Consider the following 20550-nt stretch of genomic DNA (forward strand, 5'->3'; position numbering starts at 1 on the left):
CATGCGCGCCCTGAATCTCGACTTTCAGCCACGCCCACGTTCCGGCCCGTTGGGCTGGAGCCTGCTCGGCGGCGGTGTGTTGTTGGCGCTGCTGTGTCTGGGCGTGCAACAGCATCTCGATGCACAAGCCGAACAGCAGCAGGGGCACCTGCAAACCACCCAGCGCCAGCTCACCGGCGACAGCGTCGCCAAGACCCGTCTCACTCCGGCCGAAACCCGCGAGCAAGCGCAGAATCTCGCTGAAATGCGCAAGGTCTCGCAGCAGTTGCGCCGCCCTTGGGAGCGTCTGTTTGCGATGCTCGAAAGCATGCCGCGCGACGACATTGCCTTGCTGACACTGACCCCGGATGCACGCAAGGGGCAAGTGCGGATCAGCGCTGAAGCGCGTGATCTGCCGGCGATGCTGGATTTCCACAAGCGCCTGGAGGCCAGTGACGAGCTGTCCGACGTGTCGTTGCTCAGCCATGAAATCGTCGTCAAATCGCCGGAACAACCGGTGCAGTTCAACCTGTCGGCGACTTGGGAGATTGGCGATGCGAATCCCTAGACTGATCGTTCACGAGTATCTGCAAGGCCTCGGCCTGCCGGGCCTGGCCGGGCTGGCGCTGGTATTGATCGCACTGGCCTGGGCACTGGGCGGCTTGCTGCCGGGCTGGCAATCGTTGCAGCACCTCAGCCAACAGACGCAGGAAGCCAGTGCCTACCTGGCCAAGGTCGAGGACGGCAGCATCGCGCCGCCGGTGGTGCCGCAACGCCAACTCGATGATTTTCGCAACAAACTGCCGGCGCAGCCCCAGGCCACCGTGGCCATCGACCGCATCTACGCCCTTGCGGCGCAAGAACACATCACCCTGGCGCGCGGTGAGTACGCCCTCGGCATCGATCCGAAAACCCATCTGGCGCGCTATCAGATCCTCTTGCCGGTGCGCGGCAGTTACCCGCAACTGCGCCGCTTCCTGCATGCCTTGCTCGGCCAGTTGCCGGCGGTGGTGGTGGAAGACGTCGAGTTTCAACGCAAGAAGATTGGCGACACCGACCTCAACGGCCGGATCCGTATGACCCTTTATCTGTCGAGGTCGTGATGAATACCAAGCGCGTGACGGGTTGGGTGGCGTTCTTCGGCGTGACGGCCGCGCTGGCCTGGTTGCCGGAATATTTCTCGCCGAGCGACGACGCGGATTCGACTGATATTGCCATGGCCACCCCAGCGAAAACCGCCGCCCGTGGCGCCTTGCCGGCCAGCACCACAAAGGCCAAAACAGCGGCCATCAAAGACCTCACCCCAGCGGGCGATCTGTTCGCCGGGAAATCGTGGAAGGCCGCGCCAACCCTGGCCACGGTCACCGAAACAGCCGTCAACCTTACACCCGTGGTGCAAGCCCCGAGCCTGCCACCGGTGCCGTTTCAGTTCGTTGGCAAGCTGCATGACCGCAGCGACCTGCAGGTGTTTTTGCAGAACGGCGAAAAAATCTACGTCGTGCGCAACGGGGATGTGATCGACGACACCTGGAAGATCACCGGCATTTCCGATCTGGAACTGAGTCTGGTCTACCTGCCTTTGCATTTGTCGCAGACCTTGTCTGTGGGGAGTACGCAATGAACCGATCCCGTTTGCTGATGAGCCTTGGCCTGTGTGCGGGGCTGACCGCGTGCAGCTCCGCGCAAGTGGCCAACAAGGAAGCCGCCGACCTGATTGATCAGGGGCAGTACGAAGCGGGTCTGGCGCGGGTCGAGGAAGGCTTGCGCGAGAACCCGCGGGATACCGAACTGCACCTGCTACTCAACAGCGGCCGAGCCAAGGCAATCACCGCACTGCTGACCTCGGGCGACACCGACCGCTCACGCCGCGATTTCGTCTCGGCCCGCACGGCTTACAGCCGCGTGCTGACCATCGAGCCGAACAACCGCCGCGCCCAGGATGCGCTGCGTCAGCTCGAGTACCTGCGCAGCATGGACGAGAAGCTCGAACTGGCCCGGGGTGACCTGCGTCGCGGCGACATCTACGGCGCCGACCGCCAGGTCAAACAGATCCTCGAACTCGACCCGAAAAACGACGGCGCGCTGGAGCTGCAAGGCAACATTCGTCTGGTGCAGAGCCGCAACGTGATTGCCTATCCGCAACTGCGCACCAAGCTCGACCGGCCGGTGACCCTGGAGTTTCGCGACGCCAACCTCAAGACCATTTTCGAAGTGCTGTCGCAGGTCGCGGGGCTGAATTTCATCTTCGACAAAGACCTGCGTCCGGACATGAAAGCCACGATCTTCGTGCGTGACGTACGCATCGAAGACGCGGTGACGCTGCTGCTGCAGCAAAACCAGTTGCACCAGAAAGTGGTCAACGAAAACACCTTGCTGATCTACCCGGACTCGCCGCAGAAAGTGAAGGATTACCAGGAACTGGTAATGCGCACCTTCTACCTGACCAGCATTGATGCCAACACCGCGCTAAACATGGTCAAGACCATGCTCAAGACCCGCGACGTGTTCATCGACGAACGCCTCAACACCCTGACCATGCGCGATAGCGAAGATGCCGTGCGCATGGCCGAAAAGCTTCTGCAATCACAAGACCAGTCCAACCCCGAAGTGGTGCTCGAAGTGGAGGTGATGGAAGTCGCCACCCAGCGCATTCTCGACCTTGGCCTGCAATGGCCCAACACTTTTGGTGTGGTCAACAGCGACGGCTCGGCGGTGACCCTGCTCGATCAGCTCAAGGGCATCAACTCCAGCCGCATCAGCATCTCGCCATCGCCGCAAGCCAAGATCAACGCGCAGGACAACGACATCAATACCCTGGCAAGCCCGGTGATCCGCGTCAGCAACCGTGAGCAGGCGCGTATCCACATCGGTCAGCGCGTGCCGATCATCAGCGCCACCTCGGTACCCTCGACTCAGGGCCCGGTGATCACCGAAAGCGTCACTTATCTGGATGTCGGTCTCAAGCTTGAAGTACAGCCAACCGTGCACCTGAATAACGAAGTGGCGATCAAGATTGCCCTCGAAGTGAGTAACGCCACGCCGCTGGAACCGACCCGCCAGGGCACGATTCCGGTGCAGGTCGACACCCGCAACGCGCAGACCACGCTGCGCCTGCACGACGGCGAAACACAGATCCTCGCGGGGCTGATGCGCAACGACCACGGCGCGACCGGCAACAAAATTCCGGGTCTGGGTGATATTCCGGGGCTGGGCCGTTTGTTCGGCAGCAACAAGGACACCGTCGGCAAGTCGGAACTGGTGCTATCGATCACCCCACGGATCGTGCGCAACCTGCCATACCAGAGCCCGTCGGACATGGAGTTCTCCACCGGCACCGAAACCAGCATGCACATTCAGGCCCCTGATCGTTCGCAGAGCTACGTGATGCCGTCGCCTGCCGGACAGCCGCGTGCAGTCGGTGAGTCGGCCGTGGCCACCACCCGTGTCACCGTCGAGAAGCCTTGATCATGAACGCCTCCCAGCGCGGTTTCACCCTGATCGAAGTCGTGGTGACGCTGGCCCTGATTGGCTTGCTGGCGAGCATGGCCGCACCGCTGACCGAGACCCTGGTGCGGCGTGGCAAGGAGCAGGAATTGCGCACCGCGCTGTATCAGATTCGCGACGGTATCGACGCCTACAAACGCGCATTCGATGCCGGTTACATCGAGAAGTCGCTGAACAGCAGCGGCTACCCGCCGAACCTGAAAGTACTGGTCGAAGGCGTGCGCGATGTGCGCAGTGCCAAAGGCGCCAAGTTCTACTTTCTGCGCCGTATCCCGCGCGATCCGCTGGTGCCGGCCAAACGTGATGACGAAGGGGGTTGGGGCATACGTGCCTACAACAGTTCGGCTCAAAATCCGCGCGATGGCGAGGACGTTTTCGACGTCTATTCCCACGCTCGCGGCAAGGGCCTCAACGGCATCGCCTACCGCGAGTGGTGAACCTCATGCGCCGCGAAAAAGGTTTTACCTTGCTGGAGCTGATGGTGGTGATGGCGATTATCGCCACGCTGATGACCATTGCGCTGCCGCGCTACTTCAACAGCCTTGAAGCGTCGAAAGAGACCACCTTGCGTCAGAGCCTGTCGGCGATGCGCGAAGCGCTGGATCACTTCTATGGCGACACCGGTCGCTATCCCGACTCCATCGAGCAGTTGATCGAACAACGTTACCTGCGCAACGCACCACTGGATCCGATCACCGAACGCAAAGACCAGTGGGTGCTGATCGCGCCACCGGACGGTGTGGCGGGCGGCGTGGCCGACATCAAGAGCGGTGCTACCGGGAGGGCGCGTGATGGCAGCCAGTATTCCGAGTGGTAAACACGCGCAGCAGGGCGGATTCACCTATCTGGGCGTGCTGTTTCTGATCGTCGTGATGGGCATGGGCCTGGCCAGTGCCGGCGAATTGTGGTCGACCGCTTCGCGCCGCGATCGCGAGAAGCAATTGCTCTGGGTCGGCACCCAATACGCCCAAGCGCTGCGCAGCTACTACCGCAGTTCGCCGGGGCTGGCGCAGTACCCGAAAGAGCTTGCTGACCTGCTCGACGATCAGCGTTTTCCCGAAGCCAGGCATCACCTGCGTCAGCTCTATCCGGATCCGATCGGCCAGGGCGAATGGGCATTGCAACGCGGTTTTGACGGGCGCATCACCGGTCTCAACAGCCCTTCGACCGAGGTGCCGATGAAGCAATCGGGCTTCCCCACGCAGTGGTCGGATTTCGAAGGCATGCAGCGTTATTCGGACTGGCAGTTCGTCGCTGAAAAAGCCTTCCTCAACGGCACCAGTGGCCCGGCCAAGGGGCAGTCGAACCTGCCGCAGGCGTTGCAGCCATGACTCGTCAATGGTGGTGCGCGCTGACCCTCACCGTGGTGGCGTGCTGCGCCCAGGGTAGTGAAGAAGACGAATTGATGGGTTTCATCGTCGACGACACGATCTCGCACATCGGCCACGACTTTTATTACTCGTTCAGTGAACGCCTGCGCGACACCAGCCCGATGGATTTCAACCTGGTGGTGCGCGAGCGCCCCGACGCGCGCTGGGGCAGCCTGGTGACCGTGGAATATCAGCAACGCCTGGTGTATCGGCGCTTCCTGCCGCCGAACACCGTGGAACTGAAGGAGGAGGCCTATGCGGCCGCCGACTGGGTTCGACGCCAGGTTGTCCAGCGCAAGCTGGAGGCACTGTTGCAGGACACCACCGACCTTGAGAAGGACGAATTATGAAAACCACAACGTTCTCACGGCGCAGCGGATTCTGGATCTCGGGGTTGTTGGTCGGCCTTGCCAGCGTTGCCGCCGCCCAGGCCACCGAGCTTGTCTACACGCCGGTCAATCCGTCGTTCGGCGGCAATCCGCTCAACGGCACCTGGCTGCTCAACAACGCCCAGGCACAAAACGATTACGACGATCCGGACCTCAAGAGCCGTTCGAGCGTGGCCGGCACTTCTGCGCTGGAGCGCTTCACCAGTCAATTGCAATCGCGACTGCTAGGGCAGTTGCTGGACAACATCTCCACCGGCAACACGGGGAGCCTGTCCACTGACTCTTTTATCGTCAACGTCATCGACGACTCCGGGGCACTGAGCATTGAAGTGACCGATCGAGTGACCGGTGAAATTTCGGAAATTCAGGTGAACGGCCTCAACCCATGACGGGATGACGGTTCCGGGGAGTGCTGGACATGAAAAAAATAATCGCGCTAGGGCTGATGTTGGCGACATTGCAAGGGTGCAGTCTGCGCGAGCCGATGTCGGCCGAGCAGGACACCGAAACCCCGACCCTGACACCACGGGCGTCAACCTACTATGACTTGCTGAAGATGCCGCGGCCAAAGGGTCGCTTGATGGCGGTGGTGTACGGTTTCCGTGATCAGACCGGGCAGTACAAACCGACGCCTGCCAGTTCGTTTTCCACCAGCGTGACTCAGGGGGCGGCGTCGATGTTGATGGACGCGATGCAGGCCAGTGGCTGGTTTGTTGTGCTGGAGCGTGAAGGGCTGCAGAACCTGCTGACTGAACGCAAGATCATTCGCGCGTCGCAGAAAAAGCCCAATACCCCGGTGAATATTCAGGGTGAGCTGCCACCGTTGCAGGCGGCGAACATGATGCTTGAGGGCGGGATCATCGCTTATGACACGAACGTGCGTAGCGGTGGGGAAGGGGCGCGGTATCTGGGGATCGATATTTCCCGGGAGTATCGGGTGGATCAGGTGACCGTGAATCTGCGCGCGGTGGATGTGCGTAGCGGGCAGGTGTTGTCGAATGTGATGACCAGCAAGACGATTTATTCGGTGGCGCGCAGTGCCGGGGTGTTCAAGTTTATCGAGTTCAAGAAGTTGCTTGAGGCCGAGGTGGGTTACACGACTAACGAGCCGGCGCAGCTTTGTGTGTTGTCGGCGATTGAGGCGGCGGTGGGGCATATGGTGGCCCAGGGGATTGAGCGGCGGTTGTGGCAGGTGGCGGGGGATAGTTCTTCGCCTTCGCAGGATGATGTTTTGAATCGGTATTTGAGTCAGAACAAGGTTGATCCGGAGGCTGAGGCCGAGTGAACGTGGCGGCCTTCGGGCCGACCAGGTTCTTGCAGAGGTTGGCGGGGCAATGTCCCCAAAACCTGTGGGAGCTGGCTTGCCAGCGATGGCGGCCTTATAGCCGACCAATCTCTGGCAGATGTACCCAGTTCCAACTGTGGGAGCGAGCCTGCTCGCGAAGGCTTTTTGTCAGGTGGTGGGGTTCTTTCTGACTGAGTACATATCCATTCCTGCGGTAACGGCCACCCAGGGTTTCGCCCTTACGGCGACTCACTTTTTTTACAAACGCCTAAAAAAGTAAGCAAAAAAACGCTTGCCCCAACGTTCGTCCCGCTCGCTGGGGCTCGGGGTTCCTTCGTTCCGGGATCGATCCGGGCGCATCGTCTCCGGTTTGCTTCGCTGCACCTCCTCTCGATGTGTTTGGCTCCGCCAAACGGTCGCTGCGCTTCCACCCCCCGGATAAATCCCTCCACTCAGCCTGCCGACGGGGCCGGTGGATCAAGATCAAAAGCTGCAGCCGAGCTAACGCTCATCCTGTTGAGTGGTGAGGAGCGGTAGCGGTGTGCGTTCTGTTTTTGTTTTTCTGTGGGAGCTGGCTTGCCAGCGATGGCGGCCTCAGAGCCGACCAATTTCTTTGGGTTGTACGCATCCCTGTAGGAGCTGCCGCAGGCTGCGATCTTTTGATCTTGCTTTTGAAAAATCAAAAGATCGCAGCCTGCGGCAGCTCCTGCCTTTGCGTATTTCAATTCTGGATGTTTAACGGTGTTTCGAATTCGCGGAAGCTTCCCACAATGTTTTCAGGTTGTCCGTCGGACGTACGGTCTCTAGCCTGTGTTCGTCGCTGCCAAATCAGCGACCGGGATTGGAAACCCCGACGTGAACCGAGCGCATTAGCGCTTTTCATGACGTATGCTTGCGCACCTTTATTGTGTGCACTCCGTTATGGCGGCTGTGCGCGGGAGACCTTCGGGTCAACCGGGTTCTCCGTTCCCCGGGTTTCCAGCCTGCGTACAGCTGCCACCTATTCGTTCGGAAACCGAATGGGCCAGCTCCACTTCAGGATCGGAGATTCACCATGAAAAAACCAACCCCCAACCCGCCAGAATCCGAAGCCACCCCCTACACCACTTCCCCCTACGCCTCAGTCGACAGCAAAAAACTCCATGAAGCCGCCGACCGTGCCCTCGATTTCTACCTCAATCCCACCGCCCACATCATGTCCAGCGCCAACGAGCCGGAACCCATGTACCTCGCCAATCCCAGGTACAACACCGAATCCTTGCTCGCCAACGCCAGCGAAACCCTCGGCTCGGCCACTGAAATGCTCAACAACTTCGCCGCCTCGCTGCCTGCTTCACACCGAAAAACGGCCCTCGGTATCGCACAAGTCGTGATGCTGGGTGAGCTGGCGGTGAATCAAGCGCTGGATCACGTCGAGTTGAAGGATGGCTAATTAGATCGTTCCCACGCTCCACTTGGGAATGCAGCTCCTGAGGCTCTGCGTCAAATTCGCAATTTGGAACGCGGAGCGTCCCGAGAGGCATTCCCACGCAGAGCGTGGGAACGATCAAAAAACCGTACCTCCACGGGAAGCAAGGTTTCTTGTGTTGAGACGAGGATGCGATCTTAACCGGGGTCGCGTCGAGGGTACTCCTGACGCGCATGCAAGATGCTCACAATCTCAATTTGCTCCGCCACTTGATAAACGACGAGATAGTTCGGGCTTACCACAATCTCTCGAGTGCCGGGAGAGCGGCCTTTGCGATACAGGTGTGGATGCCAACAAAGCGCAGACGTAGTTTTTACGACGGACTTGTGAAGTGCAGTCGCCGCTACAAAATTTCGCTCGCCAATGTACTTCAGGATTTTCGAGAGTTCGACCCGGGCCTTGGGTCGCCACTTAATCTGCATCAGCGCTTTTGCGCATTGATTCCATCAAGGCATTCATTTCCTCCATCACTTGCTCATGGGGAATACTCGGACGCGGATCATCGAGAGAGGCTTGTACTTCGGCCCGAAACCAACGGTCATAACTCGCAGCCTGCTCCTCGGGATCAAGATCCGAAACAACCGGGCACAGTGGGTCGATCAAGGGCGGGTCGATCATAGAACCTCCGGGTTTGGTACCTCGAAGTCTATTCGTTAATGGTATCGCTGTCGTCGCTATCTGGATGAATTGCATGTAGGCCAAGCTCCATGAGGATCAAGTTGTCCCGGCAAATCCTAGAGCCTGCACTTCCGACGGCCAACCGCCAGAACTTGTCAGAAAACTCCCCGAATTTCTGAAAACGTTCCGTTTTCCGTAGGACGCAACTCAAACGTCAGCGCAAAAAAAACCGCGACCCCCTTCACCAGAGAATCGCGGCTCATCAACACCCAACCCCTACTGCTGCAACACACTCGCCTGGTTAGCCGACCCAAACTGCTGAATATTCGCCGTTTGCGTTACGCCACTCTGATCGACATTGGCAATGTTGCCCATCCCGCCTTGCGTTACATACGCCACGTTCATGGTGTCAGCCTGTTTGACCGTGATCATGTTGTCGCTGCCATACAGCTGCGCGGTGTACGCCTGGTTGCCGGTCCCGGACTGATCGAATTCTGCACTGTTGCCAGTGCCGTTCGACGAGCCCTGGATCAGGTTGGTGGTGCCGCGCTGATCGGAGATCAGGATGTTGTCGCTGCCGTTCTGATCGAAGTACAGCTCGTTGTAGGAATCAGCCTGTTTGACCGTGGTTTTGTTGCCAGTGCCGGTCTGGCTGGTGGTCATGATCTGGCCGACGCCATCCTGGGTGAAGTTGGCGATGTTGCCAGTGCCGGCCTGGGTGACGGTGGCGCGCTGGTTGCTGCCGAATTGGCCGCCGGATTGCGGGCCTTTCCAGTTGCTGGCGTAGACCTTGTTGTCGTTGCCCGCGGAGGTGGCATTGAGCACGTGGCTGTCGCCGTTCTGGTAGGTGAAGTGCACGTTGCCGTTGCCAACTTGATACAGCGCCAGGGTCGAGTTGACTGACTCGAACTGGTCGGCATAGATCGCGTTGGTGTTGCCGATCTGGGTGACGGCGGCGTTGTTGTTTTCGCCGAAGCTTTGGTCGACCACGGTTTCGTTGCTGTCGCCGTATTGGTTGATGGTGGCTTGGCTGGCCAGTTGCGAGTCTTGCCAGACTTCGCTGCCGTTCATGTTGCCCAACTGGTTGACGGTGATGTTGCCGCCAGTGCCGTTGCGCTGGTCGGCGTAGACGTAGTTACTTTCGCCGGCCTGGTTGATGCCGATCTGCCCGCCGTTGTGGAGGACCTGCTCGGCGGTGCCGTAGTTGGCTGTGCCGTATTGGGTGATCACCGAACTGTTGCCACTGCCTTCATAGAGTTGTTCGATGTTGGCTTCGTTGCTGTCGCCGAACTGCAAGGTTTTGCCTTCGCTGCCGTTCTGCGAGTCCTGATAGACGAACGAGAAGTTGCCGGTGCCTTGCTGCTGTTGCAGCGCCTGGTTGCCGGCGCCGAAGCCGAGCGACTGGCTGGCGTGGCTGGTGTTGAACGCGCCGACCTGTTGCTGGGTGATCACACTGTTGTTTTCGAACAGTTGCTCGGCGTAACCAGCGTTGTAGTCACCGGCCGCGTCCTGAGTGATGACACTGGTGGCGGTGTCTTGCACGGCAGCAGCGTCGTTGCCCTGACCGAGTTGGGTCTGGGTAGCGCTGCTGAACGGGGCGCCGGTCTGCTTCACATCGGCGATGTTGGCGGTACCGGACTGGTTTTGAGTGGAGAGGCTGTCGTCGGCCATGGCCTGGGCACTGATCATGACCAGGATCGCGGCGGTGAGGGGCGTCAATTTGAACATGATGGAATCTCCAAAGGGTTGCAGTGCTTTAGCGGTATTGCTTGACCGAGACGCTCATGCCGTTGCCCGACTGGGTCACGGCGCTTTGCAGCCCCGCGCCGGCCTGCTCGATGCTGGCGTCGTTGTTGTTGCCGTTTTGCGAAATCTGCGCGCGGTTGTGGTTGCCGTTTTGCGTGATTGAGGCGGCATTGCCGTAACCGTTCTGAGTGATCAAAGCCATCAGGTCGCTGCCTTGTTGCAGGATGTACGCCTCCTGATTGCTGCCCGATTGCACGATCCGCCCGAGCAGCGACTGACCGTTCTGTTGCAGCAGGGCGACGTTGGCCTGGCCGATCTGCTCGATCAGGGCTTGCTGTCCCACGGGGGGGGGTAGTTCGCCGAGGTCGATGCTGGTGGGCGCGAGGTCATCGTTCTCCATTAAATCGTCGGCGCGTACACCCGCACTGGCGCACAAGGCGAGCAGGCAAAGCAGGGCGGCGGTCGGCGTATTCATGGCGTTGTCCTGTGTGGATGTGGCCGAGCTTTTGCCCCACCCACCCGAAAGTGGGTGGGGCGCATGCCGGTATTAACGGAGCTAGAGCGTGTTCACCGAGACCGTGCGCACGGTGCCCTGGGATGAACGGATGGTCGCCGTCGGGTTAGCCGATGGCACTATCAACGTGTTGGCCAGCGTCAGCCGCCAGCGTCCGGTCACCGGTACCGTGGTCGTGCCCAGCGTTACCAGCCCGGTCGGGGTGGTGACCTGCACGGTGATGGTGTTGCCGGTGGTCACCGATGAGGTGCCGGTGAAGTCCCAGTTGAAGCGACCGCCGGACCGCGCCTGCACCGTCGATGCGGTGACCGCGAAGGTCTCTGTCGCTGGTCGTGGCGACACTTGCACGGTGACGGTCGCCGGGGTCGACAGGGCGCCGAAGCTGTCCCGGGCGATGTAGGTGAACGTCGTGGTGAAGGCTGTGGTCACGGTGGCCGGTGGGGTGTAGTTGATCACCGTGCCGTCGGTGTTGACCGTGCCGCGGCCGATAGCCGGTTGGGTCAGGCTGTTGACCGCAAGCGGTACGTTGCCTTCCGGATCGGTGTCGTTGGCCAGCACGTTGATCGGGATCGCTACGCCCAGTGTTGCGACGCTGTCGGCGACGGCGGTCGGTGCCCGGTTTGGCGCGACGGTAATCGTCACGGTTGCCGGGTTGGCCGAAGCCAGGCCTTTGGCGTCCTGTGCTTTGTAGGTGAAGGTTGTGGTCAGTGGCACGTTCACCACGGCTGGCGGGGTGTAGACCACGGCGGCAGAACCGCTGAGGGCGACGGTGCCTTGGCCTGCGGCGGGTTGGGTCAACGCGGTGATACCCAGTGGCGTGTCGCCGTCAGGATCGCTGTCGTTGGTCAACAGGCTGAGGGTAATCGGTACACCGAAGGTGGTGCTGCCGGTGTCGGCGTTGGTGATCGGCGCCTGGTTTTCACCGGTGTCCGGCGCGGTGCCGACGACAACAACCGCCTCGCTATCGCTGCCGCCGGCGGCGGATTTTACCGTCACGGTAGCCGGTGGCTGAGTCAGGTCGGCGACGGTGATCCGTTGCAGGGTGCCGGTTTTCGACAGGCGTCCGTAACCCTGGGCAACCATGTCTGGCACTGCGACTTCATCGGTCGAAGTGGCTTCGATCAGCAGGCTTTGGTTGGCCCAGTTGTAGCGCGCGGTCTGTATTTTCACCACGTCGGTGAGCTTGGCCGATACGGCGGTTGGACGTGTGGTGCCGGTCGGGTTGGTCGCGGTCACGACGATGACTGGCGGCACAGTCCCGCTGCCCAGACGTTGGCCGAAGAACAGTCCATTGTTGTCGCCCAGCATATCGGTCTGGCACGGTGTCTGCGGTGGGCCGGGCAGCAGCGCAACGCTTTCGCGAAAACACAGAGTCGAACTGTTATCCGCCTTGGCGAATACTTCGGCACGCACGCCAGCGGCGGTGCGGCGATAGGTGGCGCGGTCGATTTCGACCTGGGTTTGCTGGCGGTTGTCGAGCACCTTGCCAGACAGGCTGAACACACTGGACTGGATGGTCCCGGCCGGCCCGGTGATGCGCACGAAGTTGGTGTTGAACGGGCTGCCGGTCACCGCTTCATTGAGGTTCGGGTCGCCGACGTAGGTTTCGGTGGCGCCGGTGTCCGGGTTGACCTCGGTGTAAGGGCCGTTGACGCTGCGCAGGAACGGCCCGATCGCGCCGGTGAGTGCACCGCTGAAGTTGCCCGGCGCACCAATGCCGATGTCACGGGTGATGTTGATCGCACGTCGACCGGGTGTGGTGACGTTGACCGTTTCCACGCCATACGGGTGGGTGATGGTGTAGGTACCGGCGCTGGGCACCGAGACCCGAATGCGGATCCGCGCGAAGCTTGCCTGATCACCGTCAATCGGATTCTCCGAGGCAAACGCCGCTTCTATCCCGGCAACGTACGCTTCCAGTTCATAGCCGCTGTTGCCGATCTGCGGGATCGTCGTTTCCGCCAGGAACCAGAATGCTTCCGGCGGCCAGTTGTCAGGGAAAATCATCGGCTGGGCGTCGTCGTAGATGCCCGCCTCGGCCAGCAGAATGCACATGTAGGCCGGTGGCACGCTGGCCGGCACCCTCGAACTGGCGGCGCGCGACTGACAGAGTTCCATCGACAGTTGATTGTTGTCCTGATACCACATCGGGAATTTCCCGGTGGCGAAGGTGTAGGGGCCGGGGTCGACGGCGGCGAGTTGCGCGTAGGCACTGCCGGTCAGCGAGAGAGTCAGCCCGAGCGCGTTGAGCGCGAAGCGTGGCCACTTGTTCATGATGCCTCCTGATACGGATCTGGGCATGTGAGCGTTCATTGCACTATGACCACTTCTTCGGTATCGCTGCCGCCGTTGGACGACGTCACCAAAACCTTGGCCGGTGGTATCGGCGAGATCCCGGTGGCCAGGGTTTTCACCGCGCCGTCGCCGCCCAGCGCACCGATGGCGGCGCCACTGCCGGAGGAGGCGGTGAGTACGGGGGGCGAGGTTTCGTCACTGGTCGAGGCCACCACGGTCAGTTGCCCGGAGCTCAGGCTGTACTGGGCGCTCTGGATAATCACCAGATCGGTCAGGACCATCGGCAGGGTGGTCGGCGTGCTGCTGGCGATCGCCAGATGGTTGTCGGCGGTCACTTGCAACGTGGTCGGCAAGGTCGGGTTGACCGAGGACTGCGCGTACCAACTGCCGGTGCTGTTGGCTTCGGTCATGTTCAGCACTGGGGTGCTGCTGGTGATTGCTGCGGTGCCGGGCGCAGGCGGCGCGAGGACGAACACGTCTTGCTGGGCCACAGGCGTGCTTTCACCGGCCTTGCGCGAGTAGGTGCTGCGCTGCGTGATCATTGGCGTTGGTCGCACGACGGTCGACAACTTGCCGGAGACCGCAAACGTGGTCGTGCGCAAATCCAGACCGTTAGGGCCTTCGATCCGTACGTAGTTGGTGTTGAACGGACTGCCGGTGACCGGCTCGCTGAGGTTCGGGTCGCCAATGAATTGTTCGGCGGCGCCGGTCAGCGGATTGGTCTCGGTGTACGGCCCGTTGACGCTGCGCAGGAACGGCCCGATGTCACCCTTGAGGGCGCCGTCGTAGGTTTGAGGGGTGCCGATGCCGATGTCGCGGGTCATGTTGATCGCGCGCCGGCCGGGTGTGTCGATGTTGAACACTTCGACGCCGTAGGGGTGGGTGATCACGTAGGTGCCGGCGGTCGGCACATCGACCCGAATGCGCACGCGCGCGAAGCTGACCTGATCGCCTTCGACCGGCTCTTCGGCGGCAAACGCGGCTTCGATGGCGCTCACGTAACCGAGGTCGATCCCGCGTGCCGCATCGACCAGTGCAGTTTCGCCAGTGAACCAGAACGCTTCATCGGGGAAGTTGGTGGGGAAAACGATTGGCTGCGCGTCGTCGAACACACCGGGGGTCGGCAGCAGCGAGCACATGTACGAAGGCGCGCCAGGTGCGCTGGGCACTCGCGAGCTAAGCGCTTTGGACAGGCACAAATCGAGCGTGCGACCGTGGGAGTCCTGATACCAGCTGGCGAAACCACCGTTGGCCGGGGTGTAGGGGCCGGGGTCAACAGCAAACAACGCGGCCTGGGCGATGCCCTGAGCCAAGGCGCTCACGACCAGGACGGTCGCGGTTTTGGACAGTAAAGGGTGCATGAGTTAAGCCCTCTATCAAAGTACCTGTCCCTTGGGGGTGGGTCAGTTGCAGAGGGCCTGTACACCTTCCATGCCAAGGTCTGTCGAATGGGCTTGAAAGGCCCGGTTTAGAGGGGGCTTTCAATAAGCGGTCGGGCGATACAGCATTCGGGGGATAGGGCATCAGTCCCCAGCATTGGGGCCGGTGGGGCACCCCTGTAGGAGCTGCCGAAGGCTGCGATCTTTTGATTGTTAAGATCAAAGGATCGCAGCCTCGTTTCACTCGACAGCTCCTACAGAAGGTTTTTGGTTGATCGGGAAATTGAGGCCCCCCGCATTCGGGCAAACACCCAACCGTGGGCTATAACCCTATAGGGAAGTTTCGGGAAGTCGCGCCATGAACATGCAGTCGAAATCACTTCCAGTCGATGAGAGCAGCCTGCGGCCAGGCCCGCGAACGAAGCCGTTCAATCTGTTGCGCTGGTTTTCGTTGATCAGCATGGCGGTGATCGGTACGGTCGCCGTGGCGCTCGGTGCGGTGTCGACACGATTTGTGATTGAGGAAAGCGTGCAGCGCGATGCGTTGCTCACGGCGCAGTTTATTCAGGCCATCGCTTCGGCCGAGGTACGCCATGTTTCGATTCCCAATGTGCGGACCATGGGCGAGCTGCTTGATCCGCTACAGGACAAGGATTTTCCCGACGTCAACCCGCAAGCGCGGGCTGATGCGCGAGGCGAGTTTCTTGATCACATCGAGCATTTGCCTGACGTGATCCTCGCCAATATCTACTCGCTCGACCGGCGAGTGATCTGGTCAACCAACCCCGAGCTGATCGGCACCAGCATTCACGCCGACGAAGACCTCGATCGGGCCTTCAATCAAAAGATTCCGGTGTCGGCCAGCTATCACGGCGTCGAAGAGGACCGCGCCGAGCAGAAATTCGTCGTGCCGCCGCAATACATCTTCATCGAGAACTACATCCCGTTGTTCGACGCCGAAGGCAAGAACGTCACGGCGATGGTCGAGATCTACAAGGAACCCAAAGACCTGATCGCGCGCATGGAGCGCGGCATGGTCCTGATCTGGCTGGCCACGGCCCTTGGCGGCGGGCTGATTTATCTGGGCTTGTACTGGATCGTGCGGCGCGCGGCGATATTGTTGGCGGCGCAGCAAAAGCAACTGATTGCCAACGAAACATTTGTTGCGCTGGGCGAGATGTCCTCGGCAGTGGCGCACAGTCTGCGAAACCCCTTGGCGACCATCCGCTCGAGTGCCGAGCTGGCGCTGGAGTTCGATGCCGGGCCGGCGGAGAAAAACATCAAGGACATCATCGGCCAGGTTGACCGCATGTCGAAATGGGTGAGGGAGCTGCTGCAATCCCTGCGGCCACTCAACGATGATCCGGAGCCGGTAAACCTGGTGGCGGCCCTGCATGAAAGTCTGGTCGCCTTCGAGCAGCAAATTGCCAAAAACCAGGTACAGGTGGCGTTTCGTCCGCAGAACACGCCGATGGTCCTCAGCCAGCCGGTGCAACTGACGCAGATCCTCAACAGCCTGCTGGCCAATGCTCTGGAAGCGATGGACAAGGGCGGCACGTTGACCATCAGCCTTGAGCCGGTCGACAACCGCAGCGTCAGCGTGGTGCTCAGCGACACGGGCAAAGACATGAACGAAGAACAACGCAGCCTGGCGTTCCGGCCGTTTTTCACTACCAAACAGGGCGGGCTCGGCGTCGGCCTGGTGCTGGTCAAACGGATCATGGAGCGCTATGGCGGTGGTGTGACCCTCGACAGCCGCGAAGGCGAGGGCACCACCGTGCGTCTGGCCTTTCAACGCGTCCCCTGACGACAACTTTCCCGTAGAGGGGCTGCCTAAGGCTCGGGCCGTGTTCGGCAGCGGCTGCACAGGTTTATAGACGCCGCAAAAATTTATGAACTTCCCCCATCAATGGGTGTCAAGCCCCAGTCGCCGGGGAGTGGGGAATACCCCAGCGCTTCCAAATGCCTGTTACAACTGGAAATAATTTATTGGCGCAGTAGTTGCAAAACACCATCACCCCTTCCCGAATGAGGCGGCTGGTGATGGACAGAACGACGCGCTACCCCGACAAGCTGTTCCTGCTGACGCCGTTGAGCGTCTTCCTGATGTTGACCCTGGGCCATGTCGGTGGACTTGGAGCGAGTCCGATTGATGACGAAAACCAGCCCGAGCCTTCCGACCCTTCGTCTTATTATGACGAGCCTGAAGACCGCGCCGGCGCCCTCAACAATCTGCTGACCCTGCCCGAGGCCAACGAAGACTCCTTCGATCTGCCCGACGGCGTCAAAGGTTCACGGGAAACGCCGCGCGCGGAAAACATCCTGCCGCCCACCGTGCAAACCAGTTTCAACTACCCCACCAACGGCAAGCCGAGCCCGCTTTACGGTGCGCAGCCGTTTACTCAGCAACTGGTGTTGTTCGAAGAGTTCGGCCCGGAAAAACTCGATCCGACCACCCCGGCTGCGCCGCTCGGCTTTCCGCCGGCAGCGATTGGCCCGGCACCGGCGCAGGATCCGAACAACATCGCGCGCAGTGCGCCACCCGGCATCGCACTCGACGCGTTCTTGCGCCAACCGGGGCTGACACCGTTTCCCAGCCAGTTCGCCAACGTGATCGACCGCAATCCGTGGCAGGCGCAGATCGAAGTATTCCTCAACCGCCATATCGGTTCGTCCGCCGAAGGCCGGCCACCGGGCAAAGGCTGGTCCCACCAGCGCTGGAACGAGTTCTACCCGCAAGTCGCCTACAAAACCGTGCAGACCGGTGCGCGCCTCAACGGCGGCCTGCGTGACAGTCGACAAATGCACGGTTACGCCGTGGGCGAATTCGGCCCCGGTGGCCTGTATCACAACGTCGCCGGCGTAGCGCTGACCGATGGCACCGCCAAAGGCGTCGACCCGCGTTTCCACCCGGCCATGCCCGCGCAAAACCACAACTCGGTCTGGACGTTCGACGGCACGCTGCCGCCCAAACTGTTGATGGTGCGTTACGGCCAACCGGTGCTGATGCGTCACTACAACGGCTTGCCGATCGACCCTTCGGCGAACCGTGGTTTTGGTCTGCACACCATCAGCACCCACGAACACAACGGCCATGCACCAGCGGAAAGCGACGGCTATGCCAACGCGTTTTTCTTTCCCGGCCAGTTCTACGACTATCGCTGGCCGATCCAGCTCGCCGGTTACGACAGCATCAACACCAAGGCTGAAGACCCGCGCGCAGCGTTCCCCTGCGCACCGGGCGAAACCCTGTGGGTCAACGACCTGCAACCAGGGAAAAAGACCTGCGACCACGGCACCATCAAGATCCGTGGTGACTGGCGCGAAACCATGAGCACCCACTGGTTCCACGATCACATGCTCGATTTCACCGCGCAGAACGTCTACAAGGGCAACGCGGCGATGATGAACTACTACAGCGCGCTCGATCGCGGCAACGAATCGGTGAACGATGGGGTCAACCTGCGCCTGCCCAGCGGCAGCGCCTTGCCGTGGGGCAACCGCGACTACGACGTCAACCTGGTGTTCGCCGACAAGGCCTGGGATCAGCAAGGTCAGTTGTGGTTCAACCCGTTCAACACTGACGGCTTCATCGGTGATCAGATGCTGGTCAACTGGCAGTGGAAACCGGCCCTCGACGTGCGTGCGCGCAGCTATCGCCTGCGCATCCTCAACGGCTCGGTGTCGCGCTACTTCAAACTCGCGCTGGTGCGCGAAATCAAGGGCACCAGCGGCGAATACCCAGGGCCGAAAAACACCGGTGTTTCCTATAGCCGCGTGCCGTTTCACATGATCGCCAACGACGGCAACATCATGGAGCACAGCGTGCCGTTCGACGGCTCGATGGATCTGGACGCCGATGGCGACAAACAGAACCACAACGCGATTCTGCCGACCCAGGGCATCGCCGAGCGCTTCGACATCATCGTCAACTTCGGCAAAAACGGCATCAAGCCCGGCGACAAGCTGTTCTTCGTCAACCTGCAGGCGCACGACGACGGCAAAGGTCCCAAAGAAGTGGTCCCGCTGGCCGACGTGCTCTCCGAGAAATATCTGGCAGTGATCAAGCAGACCAGCAAAGGCCCGCAGTGGGACAAAGGCGATCCGGCGGTGGGCAAAGTCTTGCAGTTCAACGTCAAGGCGTTCACTGGTCAGGATCTGGCCATGGACCCGGCAGCTTACGAACCGGCCAAACCGGGCAAGGCCGAAGGCATGGTGATGATCCCGCTGAAGATCCACCGCGACAACGCGGCCGACAAGGCGCTGCTGGCCAATGCCCGTCACCGCACCTTCACGTTCGGCCGTACCGATGGCACCGATCTGGCGCCGTGGACGGTCAAGACCGATGGCGGTTTCGGCTTCCACATGGACCCGCGCCGACTCAACGCCTCGACCAAACTGGCCAGCGGCCCGACCGATGCCGGTATAGCCGGGTTCGGCACCCTCGAGGTGTGGAACATCAAGGCTGGCGGCAAGGGCTGGAGCCATCCGGTGCACGTGCATTTCGAGGAGGGGATCATCCTCAGTCGGGGCGGTAAAGCCCCGCCGGAATGGGAAAAATGGGCACGCAAGGACGTCTATCGCATCGGTTCGGAAAACGACGGGCTGGACAGCGTGGAGATGGCGATCAACTTCCGCGAATTTGCCGGGACGTACATGGAGCACTGTCACAACACGCAACACGAGGACAACTCGATGCTGCTGCGTTGGGACCTGGAAAAACCCGGTCAACTGCAACTGATGCCGACCCCACTGCCGAGCTGGGATGGCGTGCGCTACGTCAACTCCGCCGCGCTGCCGACCTTCCGTACTGGCGACGGCTTCGGCCCGCAAGTGGTGGTCAAGCCATGAACCGTCGGCACGGTGACAGCCAACCGGTGCATATCCCGCGCTCCCGGGCGCTGGGCATGCACCTGGTGCTGGTGCTGGTGGCCTGCGTGCTCGGCAGCCGCGTGCTGCTCGCGCATCAGGCCAGCGTCGACGCAATGGCAGCGACCAGCGAATCCGCCACCCCATGGGGTGGCGACTATTTCCCCAATACCCTGCTGACCGATCAGGACGGTCAGCAGGTGCATTTTTTCGATGACCTGATCAAAGACAAAGTGGTGGTGATCAATTTTATCTTCACCTCGTGCAGCGACTCCTGCCCACTGGAAACCGCACGTTTGCGCCAAGTGCAGCAACTGCTGGGAGAGCGGGTCGGACAGGACATCTTCTTTTACTCGATCAGCATCGACCCGCTCAGCGATACGCCCGAAGTGCTCAAGGCCTACGCTCAACGATTCAAGGTCGGGCCTGGCTGGAAGTTTCTCACCGGCGAGTTCACCGATGTCACCCAATTGCGCAAAAAACTCGGGCTGTTCATCGACGGCGTCGACAACGGCCGTGCCAAGGATCACAACCTGAGTCTGATCGTCGGCAACCAGACCACCGGGCGCTGGATGAAAGCCTCGCCTTTTGAAAACCCGTGGATTCTCGCCGATCAACTGGCCAACACCTTGCAGAACTGGAAGCAGGCCAGCGTCGAACAAAGTTACGCCGATGCGCCACAAATCCGCCCGCCGAGCAGCGGCGAAGAACTGTTCCGCACCCGCTGCGCTTCCTGTCATAGCCTCGGCCCACAGGATGGCGAGGGCATCGGCATGCGCAATATCGGCCCGGATCTGCTCGGCGTGACCCGTCAGCGTGACCCGGTCTGGCTCAATCGCTGGATCCGCGAACCGGATCGGATGCTGGCGGAGAAAGACCCGATAGTCCTGCAACTGTTCGAACAATACCAGCGTATTTCGATGCCTAACCTGCGCCTGGACGAGCTGTCGGCGCAGTCGATCATTGATTATCTGGACGACGAAACCGAGCGTCAGCACTCCACCGTTCATCCGATCGCCGACGGTGTGTCAACGCCTGTAAAGCCAGGTTCCTCAGGCGCAACGGTGAGCCGTATGCAATAGCGGCAAATTAGCATCATTGAACCGTGTGTTGCGGTCATTGCCACCTACACTC

21 protein-coding genes are annotated in these 20550 nt (G+C 60.8%); 14 read left to right on the plus strand and 7 right to left on the minus strand.

Translation table 11 applies throughout. The features are described from left to right. Position 1: 1 nt before the first annotated feature. From AB4P97_RS06115 to AB4P97_RS06160, 10 genes are read left to right on the plus strand one after another with little or no spacing between them, the layout of a single operon-like run. A complete protein-coding gene (locus tag AB4P97_RS06115) occupies positions 2–547 on the plus strand; it encodes a PilN domain-containing protein (protein ID WP_395602233.1) in 546 nt (181 codons plus the stop codon). Further along, the gene (locus AB4P97_RS06120) at positions 534–1082 is read left to right on the plus strand and encodes a GspMb/PilO family protein (protein WP_042559800.1); all 549 of its coding nucleotides are present in this window, start codon (positions 534–536) and stop codon (positions 1080–1082) included. The genes AB4P97_RS06115 and AB4P97_RS06120 overlap by 14 nt, the downstream gene beginning before the upstream one ends. Beyond that, positions 1082–1600, plus strand: coding sequence for a hypothetical protein (locus AB4P97_RS06125; protein ID WP_200617023.1), 519 nt, complete (start codon positions 1082–1084; stop codon positions 1598–1600). The genes AB4P97_RS06120 and AB4P97_RS06125 overlap by 1 nt, the downstream gene beginning before the upstream one ends. After that, entirely contained in the window at positions 1597–3444 is a 1848-nt protein-coding gene (locus tag AB4P97_RS06130; RefSeq protein ID WP_115146747.1) for a secretin N-terminal domain-containing protein, read from the plus strand. The genes AB4P97_RS06125 and AB4P97_RS06130 overlap by 4 nt, the downstream gene beginning before the upstream one ends. 2 nt (positions 3445–3446) lie before the next feature. Beyond that, positions 3447–3920, plus strand: coding sequence for a type II secretion system protein (locus AB4P97_RS06135; protein WP_042559797.1), 474 nt, complete (start codon positions 3447–3449; stop codon positions 3918–3920). A gap of 5 nt (positions 3921–3925) precedes the next feature. Further along, on the plus strand, positions 3926–4300 hold the full coding sequence (locus AB4P97_RS06140) for a type II secretion system protein (RefSeq protein WP_007919395.1): 375 nt from the start codon (positions 3926–3928) through the stop codon (positions 4298–4300). Continuing rightward, on the plus strand, positions 4275–4814 hold the full coding sequence (locus tag AB4P97_RS06145; protein ID WP_395602234.1) for a type II secretion system protein: 540 nt from the start codon (positions 4275–4277) through the stop codon (positions 4812–4814). Before AB4P97_RS06140 ends, AB4P97_RS06145 begins: the two co-directional genes overlap by 26 nt. Next, positions 4811–5203 carry a curli production assembly/transport protein CsgE gene (gene csgE / locus AB4P97_RS06150; protein WP_042559795.1) on the plus strand — a complete coding sequence of 131 codons (393 nt, stop codon included), beginning with the start codon at positions 4811–4813 and terminating at the stop codon, positions 5201–5203. The genes AB4P97_RS06145 and csgE overlap by 4 nt, the downstream gene beginning before the upstream one ends. Then, on the plus strand, positions 5200–5631 hold the full coding sequence (locus AB4P97_RS06155; RefSeq protein ID WP_042559794.1) for a curli assembly protein CsgF: 432 nt from the start codon (positions 5200–5202) through the stop codon (positions 5629–5631). The genes csgE and AB4P97_RS06155 overlap by 4 nt, the downstream gene beginning before the upstream one ends. 29 nt (positions 5632–5660) lie before the next feature. Continuing rightward, positions 5661–6527 carry a CsgG/HfaB family protein gene (locus AB4P97_RS06160; protein WP_200617026.1) on the plus strand — a complete coding sequence of 289 codons (867 nt, stop codon included), beginning with the start codon at positions 5661–5663 and terminating at the stop codon, positions 6525–6527. A 452-nt stretch (positions 6528–6979) separates the two neighbouring features. Here AB4P97_RS06160 and AB4P97_RS06165 read toward each other — a convergent pair whose 3' ends face one another. Then, positions 6980–7252 carry a hypothetical protein gene (locus AB4P97_RS06165; RefSeq protein ID WP_200617027.1) on the minus strand — a complete coding sequence of 91 codons (273 nt, stop codon included), beginning with the start codon at positions 7250–7252 and terminating at the stop codon, positions 6980–6982. A gap of 329 nt (positions 7253–7581) precedes the next feature. Between AB4P97_RS06165 and AB4P97_RS06170 the strand changes: the two genes are divergently transcribed. Beyond that, a complete protein-coding gene (locus AB4P97_RS06170; RefSeq protein ID WP_395602235.1) occupies positions 7582–7959 on the plus strand; it encodes a DUF6124 family protein in 378 nt (125 codons plus the stop codon). A gap of 173 nt (positions 7960–8132) precedes the next feature. On the opposite strand, the gene AB4P97_RS06175 is transcribed toward AB4P97_RS06170, so the two are convergent. From AB4P97_RS06175 to AB4P97_RS06200, 6 genes are all read right to left on the minus strand, one after another. Next, the gene (locus tag AB4P97_RS06175; RefSeq protein WP_047300541.1) at positions 8133–8417 is read right to left on the minus strand and encodes a type II toxin-antitoxin system RelE/ParE family toxin; all 285 of its coding nucleotides are present in this window, start codon (positions 8415–8417) and stop codon (positions 8133–8135) included. Then, positions 8407–8613, minus strand: coding sequence for a hypothetical protein (locus AB4P97_RS06180; RefSeq protein WP_042559790.1), 207 nt, complete (start codon positions 8611–8613; stop codon positions 8407–8409). The genes AB4P97_RS06175 and AB4P97_RS06180 overlap by 11 nt, the downstream gene beginning before the upstream one ends. A 276-nt stretch (positions 8614–8889) precedes the next feature. After that, positions 8890–10341 (minus strand): curlin, encoded by a 1452-nt coding sequence (locus tag AB4P97_RS06185; protein ID WP_395602236.1) that lies wholly within the window; start codon positions 10339–10341, stop codon positions 8890–8892. Positions 10342–10369: 28 nt separating this feature from the next. Continuing rightward, positions 10370–10834, minus strand: coding sequence for a curlin (locus AB4P97_RS06190; RefSeq protein WP_042559788.1), 465 nt, complete (start codon positions 10832–10834; stop codon positions 10370–10372). 81 nt (positions 10835–10915) lie between these two features. Next, complete coding sequence (locus AB4P97_RS06195) at positions 10916–13147, minus strand: Ig-like domain-containing protein (protein ID WP_395602237.1); 2232 nt, start codon at positions 13145–13147, stop codon at positions 10916–10918. A 35-nt stretch (positions 13148–13182) separates the two neighbouring features. Further along, positions 13183–14529: a hypothetical protein gene (locus AB4P97_RS06200; RefSeq protein ID WP_042559786.1), complete on the minus strand. Its 1347-nt coding sequence runs from the start codon at positions 14527–14529 to the stop codon at positions 13183–13185. A gap of 376 nt (positions 14530–14905) precedes the next feature. Between AB4P97_RS06200 and AB4P97_RS06205 the strand changes: the two genes are divergently transcribed. From AB4P97_RS06205 to AB4P97_RS06215, 3 genes are all read left to right on the plus strand, one after another. After that, the gene (locus AB4P97_RS06205; RefSeq protein ID WP_395602238.1) at positions 14906–16354 is read left to right on the plus strand and encodes a sensor histidine kinase; all 1449 of its coding nucleotides are present in this window, start codon (positions 14906–14908) and stop codon (positions 16352–16354) included. A 236-nt stretch (positions 16355–16590) separates the two neighbouring features. After that, positions 16591–19398, plus strand: a complete 2808-nt coding sequence (locus tag AB4P97_RS06210) for a multicopper oxidase domain-containing protein (RefSeq protein WP_395602239.1) — start codon at positions 16591–16593, stop codon at positions 19396–19398. Continuing rightward, positions 19395–20498: an SCO family protein gene (locus tag AB4P97_RS06215; RefSeq protein WP_395602240.1), complete on the plus strand. Its 1104-nt coding sequence runs from the start codon at positions 19395–19397 to the stop codon at positions 20496–20498. Before AB4P97_RS06210 ends, AB4P97_RS06215 begins: the two co-directional genes overlap by 4 nt. The last annotated feature ends 52 nt before the right edge of the window (positions 20499–20550 follow it).

This window comes from Pseudomonas sp. A1230, assembly GCF_044218825.1.
Taxonomy (GTDB): domain Bacteria; phylum Pseudomonadota; class Gammaproteobacteria; order Pseudomonadales; family Pseudomonadaceae; genus Aquipseudomonas; species Aquipseudomonas iridis.